Below are 11,372 nucleotides of genomic sequence, written 5' to 3'. Positions count from 1 at the left end.
TTAGGAGATTTCAGTCTCAGAATGGGTGCTCATATTGATTATGATGCAATAATAAAGATCACAGCAAAGCAAAATATTGTGGTTAACATTACGCATCCTGCAGCAGGTTATGATGTATGGGCTTTTGATACACGCGGAGTTTTATAATGCTCAAGACCTTTTGACCGCTCCGATATTAATCAATATAATGCGAGCGCCTATAGATAACGATACCGAAATATTAAAAGAATGGAAAAAGTTCGGCATTGATAAGGCAATTCCGTTGATAAGGCAAATTAATAAAAAGGATGAATCGGTTGAGCTATCCGGAATAATGGTAGAAAATGCGCTTTTACCTGTACTTGATTATAAATTGGTGTATGAATTTTTTGAAGATGGGGTTAGGATCAAGTATGATGTAAAAGTAAGAGAGCATATATCTTATTTGCCTAGATTGGGCTTTAGCACTGCTTTTGGAAAAAAATATAAAAACTGCTTTTACTTAGGTTACGACCGAGAAAGTTATATAGATAAACATGTTTCGGCTTTATACGGTATTTGGCGTTTTGATGTGTTTAACGACTTCAATGGATATATTAAACCGCAAGAGTGTGGCAGTCGTTATAACAGCCGTTATATTAAACTGACTGATGAAAAAGAAAGAGGAATTGAAATTTGTGCTTTAAATCCATTTAGCTTTTCAGCTTTGCCTTACAGTGTAAAAGAATTGTCTGAATCACCGCATGATTTTGAATTGCCCGAGCCTTCAGTTGTGCATCTATGTTTCGATCATAAGATGAGTGGCGTGGGATCGGCATCTTGTGGACCTCAGCTTTTAGAAAAGTACAGAACAAATGAAAAGAAAATGGAAGGATTTTTCTTGATAAAGCTACTCTAAAGACTTATCCTCATCTTTATCAAGATATGTCGCGATTTGGTCGTAATAAGGGTTTTTACGATATTGGAACGGAGTAATTCCAAATTCGTTTTTAAAATCAATAATAAAAGCAGAGGGTGTATTATACCCAGTTTCAGCGGCTATGACTTTTATAGGCAAATTAGTATCTTCTAACAACTTTTTTGCCTTAGATAGTCTAATGCCGCTGATATATTTTTGAGGTGAAACCCCAGTGCGTTCAGTAAACAAATGGCGAAATCTGTCATAGCTGTAATGCGCTGATTTTGCCAATTCTTTTATATCTATCTGACTATCATAATAGCTGTTAATATAATTGAGAACCATATCAAGACGAACATCAGACTGTTTATATTTGCTTGAAATATATGTTCGTGCCATTTTGATTACAAAGTCCTCAGCAATGATATCCATTCTAGCTTTATGAAATAATTGTGATTTTTCAAATTCGTCATTAATTTTCATCATCAGTTTATAAAAAGTCTTATTGCTATCGTCTGAATATACGCCTTGGGGAAAGTTTAAAAGTTCGTCGTTAAAGGTAAAACCAATCAAAAAATTACTACTTGGAGCCAAAGCTACTTCTGAGTGCTTGATATTTTTGGGTATATAGGCAAAGGTATTGTTTCCATAAAGATATTCTTTGCCATTAATAATGCTTTTACCCGCACCATCTATATAATAATCAATTTCATAATAAGGATGAAGATGTTCTCCGATATAATAGGGTGTTGTATCATATTTGTTTCCATGCGAGTATTTAATGTCTAAATTAAAAATGCTCATAATTGTTCTCTATAATTTTTTTCGTTAGTAGATATTTATTATTATAACAAATTCGATATTGAAAAAGAATCTTTTAGATGAATATTTAAATCAAACAGAAAACTAGATTAAAAAAATAAAAAAATTTTTTTAAATTTAAACGTAAACATTTTATAAATATATTGTGTTTTTATAATTTGTATAACGCCAAATTACTCAATATGTTGTAAAAAACATGTATAAAAAACCATAATGTCGTATAAAAAAAATAAAAAAAGGTATTGCAATGCTTATTTTCTTGTTATATAATATGATTGTATTAATTTTTACAAATTTTTACAAAAAAACTCGGTGTTTTTACACACTAATTGAATTACAAAGGAAAAAGAATGCGTTCTATCTTGACTCAAAATTTGGTTGCTTTAAAAAATACTTGTAGAAGGTATTTATCTTTCAGAGTGCATTTTTCTGATTTTAACATCGATAATTCCAATCTCTCTGTTTTTACCATAGATCATCATCAAAATCCCTTGGACAAGCTGGCTTTAAAAGCACGCCTGTTTTATCTTATTAATTTTTTTGAAATGATGCTTGCAAGACTGAAAACTTATAATTCTCTATTTTTCAAGAAAAGATTTAAAGCAAGAGCAAGTACCTAAAAAGACTTTTTTTGGATTATAGAAAATTAACATAATTAGATTATTAGATTTCAAGTTTTGCCGATAAGGAAACCCTTTGAGGCGATATATATACAAACCCTAAAATAGCCGATGAAACACCCAAACAATCTGCTATGACTACAAACTTTGTTAACATTACTAAAGGAGGAAGTTTATGACTGAAAACGAAAATCAAAAGTTGCAAGATGGTAAGATTAACGTTGGCGTTGATTTGGGTACTTCTAACCTTCGTATTTATGTTGAGGGAAGAGGTACCGTATTTAAAGAACCGTCAATTCTAGCCATTGATAAAGCGACTCACAAGGTCGTATCAGTAGGTTTTGAAGCGGCGCAGTTAGTCGGAAAGGTCCATGATAAGGTAGAGGTAATTAAACCTCTAAACGGAGGCGTCATATCAGATATTGATATGATCCGTGAAATTTTGATGTTTACCTTTGATAAAATATTTGCATCAGGGGCAAGCACAATTAATAGGTTATTAATCTGTACGCCTTCAGAAATAACCGAAACAGAAAAAGAAGCAATTGTCATTTTGGGTAAAGAATTGGGTGTTAAAGAAACTCGAATTGAAGAAGAGATCAAAGCAGCGGCAATAGGTGGGGGAATTAGTATATATGCACCTTCCGGTCATATGGTCATTGACATAGGCGGTGGTACAACTAGCTTTGGAATTATTTCATTAGGCGATGTTGTTTTGTCAAAGTCAACCAAAGTTGCGGGTGAATATTTTGACAAGCAAATAATGCATTACGTAAAAGAAAAGTATAAGCTCGAAATAGGACCTCAAACAGCAGAAAAGATCAAGATTACTCTTGCATCTTTGAACGGCGATTATCCTAGAGACGATGAAGGCAATGTAATTACTTACAATGCTATGGGTCGTGACCTTGTAACAGGTTTGCCTCGTATGGATGTCATCACTCCTGAAGAAGTAAGAGAAATATTGCTTGAATGCTTTGAGTCCATTAAGTCAACCTTAATAGCGACATTGGAAATAACTCCTCCTGAATTGTCAGGTGACTTGGTTGAAAATGGAATTCTTGTTACGGGCGGCGGTGCTTTGATTAAGGGCATTAAAGAGTATATCGAAGATATTACTCATATAAAAGTTACTACAGCGCCTAATCCCATTAACGCCGTAATTGACGGAACAAAGAAACTGTTAAAGAACGAGAAACAACATTACTACGGTGATTATTAGGATTATTAGGAGGAAGAATTATGTCAGAAGGTATGGGAATTGGTATTGACCTTGGCACAGCAAACTTATTAGTTTATGTGGAAAAAAAGGGTATTATATTTAATGAGCCGTCTGTTGTTGCATTTGACTACGAAAGTGGAAAAATAGTTGCGGCAGGTGCTGATGCTCATCAAATGATAGGTAAAGCTCACAGCAAAATATCCGTTGTAAAGCCTCTAAAAAGCGGTGTTATCAGCGATATGAACGCTGCAAAAGAGTTGTTGACCTATGTTTTGAGAAGAATAGAAAATATAACTGAAAAAGAAATGGGTACAGCCACAGCAGTTATTTGCTGTCCTTCCGAAGTAACAAAGATCGAAAGAGAAGTTATGAAGGAATTGGCTAAGAAGATGGGTATCGAAGACGTCTTTATTGAAGAAGAAATCAAAGCCGGTGCTTTGGGCGCAGGAATTGATATTTTCAGATCAAAAGGCGTTATGATTGTTGATATAGGCGGCGGCAGCACCGACGTTGGTGTATTGTCATTTGGTGATATCGTATTATCAAAGACAATCAGAATTGCAGGTAACTATATCGACGCTGAATTGATAAAGCAAATTAAAAAGAACCAGAAAGTTGAAATCGGTGAATTGACTGCAGAACGTTGCAAGATGGACTTGTCAGATTTGCGCGAAAATGCTCCTGTAGTTGTTAACCGTTATGCTGGTCGTGATATTGTAGTAGGTATTCCTAAGTATGTTGATATTTCAACAGAAGATATTAGAGATATTATATTGCCTACATACGAAGAAATTGTAAAACTTATCGCAACCGTATTAAAGGATACTCCTCCCGAATTGTCTGCAGATATCTATCAAAACGGTATCTTATTGACCGGTGGTGGATCATTAATACGCGGTGTTGAAGAGTTTATTAGCTCTAGAATCCAGGTTCCTGTAAGAGTTGCTCATAATCCTTTGACTTGTGTTGCTGAAGGTACAAAATACTTGCTCAAGAACCGTGGTAACTATCTAATTAATCCACTTCAATTATAAAAGGGGTGACTTATGAAAAAGAGAGAAACAGTAGATACAGAACAAACTACAGTTAGTAAAGTTCAAAACTCAATGAAACATGCTCCCAATCAAGCTGCAAAAATAGGTATTGACCTTGGAACAGCTAACCTGTTGGTTTATGTTGAGGGCGAAGGCATAATATTCAATGAACCTTCTGTAATAGCTTTTGACTATTACACCGGAGAGGTAATAGCAGTTGGTCATAATGCATCCAAAATGATCGGAAGAAACCACAAGGGTATTAGGGTAGTTAGCCCTTTGCAACAAGGTGTTATTTCCGATATGGAAGCTGCAAAGAAGCTTATTGAGCTTGCTCTTAGAAAAGCAGAAAACACAGATATCGCTCTAGAGAAATCAACTTGCTTGATTTGCTGTCCTTCAGAAGTCACTCAGATTGAAAGAGATTCAATGATTGAGTTGGCTAAGAAATTAGGCGTTCCTGATGTATTCATCGAAGAGGAAGTAAAAGCAGGTGGTATCGGCGCAGGTCTTGACATCTATGGCTCAAATGGTTCTATGGTTATAGACATGGGCGGCGGTACAACCGATATAGGTGTATTATCCTTGGGCGATATAGTTGTTAGCGAATCCATTCGTATAGCAGGCAACTATTTTGATAATGAAATTATCAATTATATACAGTATAACCATGGTTTGTTAATCGGCAAAAATACTGCAAAACGTATTAAGGAAGTAATTGGTACTTTGCGTGCTCAGTTGCCTGAAGATAAAATTACATACGCTAATGGTAGAGATGTTCTATCCGGACTTCCTAGAAGAATTGAGCTCAAGCAATCCGAAATTCGCGATGTGTTGAGACCTTCATTTATCCAAATCGCCAACACAGTATTGAAGGCACTTCAAGCAACTCCTGCTGAACTTTCTGCAGATATCATCGAAAACGGCATTACGCTTAACGGCGGATGCGCTTTGATTGATGGTGTTGATGAGTTCTTCAATAAGCAATTAGGACTTGATGTTCACATTTCACCTAATCCTTTGACAGCAATTGTTGAAGGAACAAGAATTCTCCTCAAGAACAGAGGAAATTACTATGTAAGACCTGTTGAATAGTAATGTTATAAAGTTTGGTCATATTGAAAAAGCATTCGCGCAAGAGAACGCGCGAATGCTTTTTTGATTTTTTATGCACAAAAAGTTATACCATATTCGTTTTTATATATTGAAAATTCTTTTAACTTTGCTATTTTTGTAAAAAAATCACTTATTTTTATTGCCTCGAATGAGTTTTTAAAGCCCAATATATAGTATAAACCAATAAAAAATATAAAATATATTGTGATTTCGACAAAATTTTAATTATTTTTTTAAAAAATTACCATTTTTTTAAAAAAATAATTGGCAAGATGTTTGTTTTTATAATTATTTATGTTATTCTGTTAATAAGTTCGGTGTAAGGAGGGAATATGCAAAAAATTAAACTTGGGATTGTAGAAGACAGCCCGCAAATTACAGGCATGCTAAAAGACTATTTTCAAAATGAAGAAGATTTTGAAATTGTCATGACGGCAACTGATGGATTGGAAGCTGTTGCCAAAATTGAACAATTCAGGCCTCATGTAGTTGTGCTAGATATTGTATTGCCCGAACTTGACGGTTTTGGGGTGATGGAAGAAGTAAAAGGTTATACGCCGAAATACTTGATCTTGAGTGCGTTGAGCCAGGAAAGTTTTATCTCAAAGGCGTTAAAGTTAGGGGCTTCATACTATATGATAAAACCTTTTGACTTTATGGTTTTGAAAAAAAGGCTTAAGGATACTGTAAAAAACAATCTAACTATTTCTGAACCTTTAATCATGGAAAACATTATGTCTGATTATCGTATGGCAGAACCTATGAACAGACTAAAACAAAAAACGACAGAAGAAAAAATAACAAATATCTTCATAACAGTAGGTATTCCAGCGCATATCAAGGGCTATCAATTTTTGAGAGAAGCCATAAAAATGGCAATTGAAAATCCAGAAATCATTAATTGTATAACAAAGAAGTTGTATCCTTCAATTGCTAAAAAGTTTGACACAAGCGCATCTAAAGTTGAGCGTGCTATCCGTCATGCAATTGAAGTTGCTTGGAACAGAGGCAAGATTGAAAACATCAATTCGTTATTTGGGGTAAAGGTTTACAGCAATAATGAAAAGCCTACTAATGGTGAATTTATAGCTCTTGTAGCTGACAAGATGCTTATAGAAGGGGCATAAAAAGATACATCATTTGTTATTATTATATTTATTATTTTGAAGTGCAAAAGAAGGAAAATAATAATTATTTAGATATAAAAAAATAAAACAAGTGCCATTTAAAAGCACTTGTTTTTTATATATTATATTATACAGAACTTATTTACTCTTCATCATCCAACGAATCGTAATCTTCATCCTCATCGTCTTCATCTTCATCGTCATAATCTTCGTCTTCGTCGTCCAAGTCGTCTAAGAATTCTTCATCATCAAATTCTTCAGATATATCATCTTCTTCATCATCTTCTTTTTCTTCATCTTCTAGTTCGCTTAAGGAAATTTCTATAGGCTCGTCTTCAATGGGTGTATCATCTGCTAGAGTATCATCCCATTCGGCGGGAGCTTCTTTTAATTTTTCATTGTGTTCTTTTGCACAGAGGAAACACATCTCTTCATCGGGAGCCATGTAATTAACTTTACATACAGGACAAAGTACTTCCAATTCATTATCTTCATCTTCTGGTATCAGAATGTTGGGATCTACCTTGTTCATTTCGGCTAAGCATACATCGCAGTATTTTTGATTCTTGCTAGCTAAGAAATAATTTAGTTCACATCTAGGACAGAGTACATATTCAGGCTTCTTTTCCATTAAGTCGCTCTCCAAAACCTCATTTAATCGCAATTATTATATTCATATTAGACACAATTGTAAACTGTTTTTAATAGTAAAAATTAAATTTTTTGATTTTTTATTTGGGCATAATTTTAAAGATTTTAAAATAATGTAGTTATTTTATCCAAATGTATTTTTTTAAATCAGCCAGTTCTAGTTTTATAGAACTGGCTGAAAAAATTATTAATTGGCATCGCGTTTTGCAAAGGTGAAGAAACACATTATTCCCATTGCAGCGATATATACTATGTTGATTATTAGAGAAAACAGCAAATTTTGATCGGCTATTGTAGGACCTGTGCTGCTCATGTATATAAACAAATCTGTATTATTAAAGATTATGTACTTATACCATGCAAAAGTTGACAGCAAAGCATCCAAAACAAAAGATACAAAATAAACTAGCATAGACACAGCAGTAGCTCCACTTCTTGAGCGAAATAGTGTTGATATAGTCAAAGCAATTAATGAAAATACTATTGCTTCAAAGAATCCAAATAAATGCAAGAATACTACTACCGCAAGAGGATGCAATATTAACGCGGTTTTACTATTGAAAATTGATAATGCCATTTGGACTCCACCAAGTCCCCATCCTATGCTTCCTATCAAAAGCGTTAATGCAAAGTTAAACACATAAAAACCAAGTAATACAATGCACACTGCCAAGAACTTAGAAAATAGCACGCTTGCCCTTGTGTGAGGTCTAATTAACAATAATTTCATTGTTCCATCTGAGTGTTCGCCTGCTATCGTGCCGGACGCCAAGACTATTCCAAAGATAAGTATTATAATCTTTGTCAAAATAAATATAAATTCCATCGCCCCGTAACCTTTGGAAAGTGATTCTGGAACAGAGTAATTAGTGGATTCCATATCATTTTTTATCAAAAATTGTGCCTGAGTAATATATGAGTTAAGGTTATATTTTGATGTAAATATAAAGCCTTGTATTTTTTTGCATTGATTATCATTAAGTCTGTTGGCATTAATCGCTGTTATAAAATTAGTATTTTTTATAAGAGAATCAAGAGTTTCCATGCGCGCTGAAAATTTCTTGAAATAAGTTTTTAGTTGATTATAAGTATTAGCAAAGTTTTGATATGCTAGCGTTTGGTCTCCTTCATATTGGCTCATAACATCAGCTCTGACATCTTCAGGATACATAGCCGCGATTGAATCTGAAGGTATGTTATAAAATAAGATTTGAGCAGGAGAATACGAGTTAAAACTTTGATTGATTAGTTCAATCATTTCGTCCAGTTTGTGTTTTTCACTGTCATCAAAATAAGGTCTTATGTAATCATCGTAGATGCCTTTGGTTATGACTGCAGAATAGCTTTTGTTTATTATTTTTTCAAAAGGCAATGACGCATTTATTATCAATTTGTTTTCAGAAAACTTTACGTCAAAAGTATTTATATAAGTCTGTAAGTCTGCGAGCTCTTGAGTTTTTTTGTTTTCATTAGTAGGCGTAAAATCTTGTGTTGTGGTATATTCGTAAGCCTTTCTTATCATTTCGCTGTTGTAGGCATAAAAAAGGTTTTTTGAACTTACATTATCGTTTTCAGCTATTTCCTTTAGTCCAGCTATAAAGCTTTCATAAATCCTGAAATTATCGGTTTCTGATTGAGAAGGGATCGTATAAGGTAAATTCATAGGGATTGTAGGAATAGGTGTATAATTCTCATCGAATTTTTTAATCTCATCGAATTTTTTAAAAAGATTAGCTAGTTCTGTACCAAAAGCAATGCTGTTTTCTTTATTGAGTTTTTGTTGCTTTATTGATGTAAGCGCAATTTCCGCTTTTTTGGAAATAGAAGACAAAGCCTCGCTCAAGATTGAATAATCTTCAGAAATAATGCTTTTTGTAGGCATCAGAAGATAATTAGTGCCAAGCAAAGATGAATCCGTTAGATATGTAAACTTATTAAGCTGCACAAAAAAGTTATCGGCTGCATTAATAAGTATGTTATATTTGGAGTCTAGAAGAATTTGTTGTTCTTGAGATGGAGTTTCAGTAATTGAATTGCTTAAATTTATAAATTGATAATAAGCCCCATCTTGTGAAAAATAGCCATTGCTTTTGCCGAATAATTTAGAATAACTTTCAAACAGGTCTTTCATAGCAACATTGTTTATATAATCTATAAAAGACACATTATAATTAGAATCAACTATATATTTCAAAATTTCCTGATTTAAAGAATATTCAAAAAGATATTCATCATAAATCAAACGCAAATAGTCATAATACAGCTTAGACTGAACATCAGAAAATGATGCATAATCTGCAAAAACTTTATTAGCGTTGCCTACGTCTGATCTGTGAATAAAAGCATTTAACAATTCAGGTTCAACACCAAGCAGCAAAAGTTTAATTTGAGGTTTGTCGGCAAGGCTTTTAGAAAAGCTGTCAAGCTCTGAAGTATCTATACCGGCTTGTTTAAGTTCATCCAATTCGCCGTCAATAATGTCAAAAGAGTCAGTAGAAAGATTATTGCCCAAAAAGAACTCTATTGCATCAGTAACATTTTTTTCCTGTGAAGAATATATCCAGGTCATCAGCAAAATCACAGCAGTCAGCAGACCTGTCATTATATACAGCGTGTTACTTTTGAATAATTTGAAAAGTTCTCCTCTTGTAAGTTTAAATATGCTTTTCATTTATGATTTAGTCTCCTAATTTTTATGAAATTTCTGTGCCATGCGCACTTGTAAGCTCCAAAAATGTTTCTTCTAATGACTTTTCGCCCAAAGTCATAGAAATAACTGAAATGTTTTTTGAAGCTAAAACAAGGGATACTTTGGATAATTGCTCTTCAGGCAATGAGAATACTATAAGATTACTATTAGTTTGTATTTCGCATCCAAAGGCACTGCTGATTACTTCTATCGCCTTTGTTTTTTGCAAAGTAGGCACAGTAAGCTTTATTTTGACGATATTATTTTGAGGTCGAGTCCATTCTTCTACTGTCTTTATCGCGATAAGTTTGCCTTTATAAACAATGCCGACACGGTCGCACATAAGCTGCATTTCAGTCAAAATATGACTGGAGATGAACACAGCGATGCCGTAATCGTGTGCCAGCATTTTTAAAAAATCTCTCATTTCATGAATACCCGCAGGATCAAGTCCGTTAGTAGGTTCATCCAAAATAAGAAGTCTAGGATTATGAAGCAGGCTCTGAGCTATACCAATACGCTGGCGCATGCCCAAAGAATATCTCTTTACCTTTTCATGAATGCGGTTTTCCATTTTAACAAGCTTTACGACATCCATAATTTGATCTTCGGAGATATTGTCATATAGTGATGCATAATACTTTAGATTATCCCAGCCCGTCATATACTTGTACATTTCGGGATTTTCTATTATTCCTCCGATACAAGAAACGGCTTGTTTAAATTCATTTTTAATCGAATGTCCGCATATAGAAATTTCGCCTTGTGTTATGTCTGCAAGCCCTGAAATCATTCTTATTGTTGTAGTCTTACCCGCTCCGTTAGGTCCCAAAAAGCCAAAAACCTCGCCGCTATAAACGTCCAAAGAAATATTGTCCACGGAAACACGTTCGCCGTATCTTTTGGTGAGATTTTTTATGCTCAAAACAACCTCGCCTTTTGGATAAGCCTGACGATGTAATGGCGTAATCTCAAGAGTTTTATTTTCTGATTGCGAATTAGTGCCATTATCAGTTTGATTTTGGTTTATCAAATTATTTTCCATAACATCTTCTTGCTCAAGTGTTTGCTCATCAGGAACAAAAAAAGGCTTGGCAATGTTTGAACTAGATTGTTTTTTTGTCATCCTATACTCCTAGATAATAGTATAAATAATTATAAATCTTATATTTGACATAAGATTGAAAAGTTTGTGTCAATCCTGATATTTTTAT

The 11,372-nt window shown here is 33.9% G+C and carries 10 protein-coding genes; 6 read left to right on the top strand and 4 right to left on the bottom strand.

Going from position 1 to position 11,372, the window contains the following annotated elements; genetic code table 11:
* Positions 1-112: 112 nt before the first annotated feature.
* Entirely contained in the window at positions 113-877 is a 765-nt protein-coding gene (locus VIL26_03710; protein HEY8390040.1) for a hypothetical protein, read from the top strand.
* Here the strand turns inward: VIL26_03710 and VIL26_03705 are convergent.
* Positions 869-1,681, bottom strand: a complete 813-nt coding sequence (locus VIL26_03705; GenBank protein ID HEY8390039.1) for an AraC family transcriptional regulator — start codon at positions 1,679-1,681, stop codon at positions 869-871. The genes VIL26_03710 and VIL26_03705 overlap by 9 nt on opposite strands.
* Positions 1,682-2,049: 368 nt before the next feature.
* On the opposite strand from VIL26_03705, the gene VIL26_03700 reads away from it, so the two are divergent.
* The 5 genes from VIL26_03700 (at position 2,050) to spo0A (ending at position 6,818) form a co-directional block, all read left to right on the top strand.
* A complete protein-coding gene (locus VIL26_03700) occupies positions 2,050-2,319 on the top strand; it encodes a hypothetical protein (GenBank protein HEY8390038.1) in 270 nt (89 codons plus the stop codon).
* 175 nt (positions 2,320-2,494) lie between these two features.
* The gene (locus VIL26_03695; protein ID HEY8390037.1) at positions 2,495-3,541 is read left to right on the top strand and encodes a rod shape-determining protein; all 1,047 of its coding nucleotides are present in this window, start codon (positions 2,495-2,497) and stop codon (positions 3,539-3,541) included.
* 20 nt (positions 3,542-3,561) lie between these two features.
* On the top strand, positions 3,562-4,575 hold the full coding sequence (locus tag VIL26_03690) for a rod shape-determining protein (GenBank protein ID HEY8390036.1): 1,014 nt from the start codon (positions 3,562-3,564) through the stop codon (positions 4,573-4,575).
* A 12-nt stretch (positions 4,576-4,587) separates the two neighbouring features.
* Entirely contained in the window at positions 4,588-5,670 is a 1,083-nt protein-coding gene (locus VIL26_03685) for a rod shape-determining protein (GenBank protein HEY8390035.1), read from the top strand.
* Between the two features lie 353 nt (positions 5,671-6,023).
* A complete protein-coding gene (gene spo0A, locus VIL26_03680; GenBank protein ID HEY8390034.1) occupies positions 6,024-6,818 on the top strand; it encodes a sporulation transcription factor Spo0A in 795 nt (264 codons plus the stop codon).
* Positions 6,819-6,960: 142 nt separating this feature from the next.
* Here spo0A and VIL26_03675 read toward each other — a convergent pair whose 3' ends face one another.
* The 3 genes from VIL26_03675 to VIL26_03665 form a co-directional block, all read right to left on the bottom strand.
* Positions 6,961-7,449: a hypothetical protein gene (locus VIL26_03675; GenBank protein ID HEY8390033.1), complete on the bottom strand. Its 489-nt coding sequence runs from the start codon at positions 7,447-7,449 to the stop codon at positions 6,961-6,963.
* A gap of 207 nt (positions 7,450-7,656) precedes the next feature.
* Positions 7,657-10,140 carry an ABC transporter permease subunit gene (locus VIL26_03670; protein HEY8390032.1) on the bottom strand — a complete coding sequence of 828 codons (2,484 nt, stop codon included), beginning with the start codon at positions 10,138-10,140 and terminating at the stop codon, positions 7,657-7,659.
* 22 nt (positions 10,141-10,162) lie between these two features.
* Positions 10,163-11,284, bottom strand: a complete 1,122-nt coding sequence (locus VIL26_03665; protein ID HEY8390031.1) for an ABC transporter ATP-binding protein — start codon at positions 11,282-11,284, stop codon at positions 10,163-10,165.
* Between the last annotated feature and the right edge of the window lie 88 nt (positions 11,285-11,372).

This window comes from Clostridia bacterium (genome assembly GCA_036562685.1).
Lineage (GTDB): Bacteria > Bacillota > Clostridia > Christensenellales > DUVY01 > DUVY01.
This window is presented reverse-complemented; position numbering and strand designations above follow the sequence as displayed.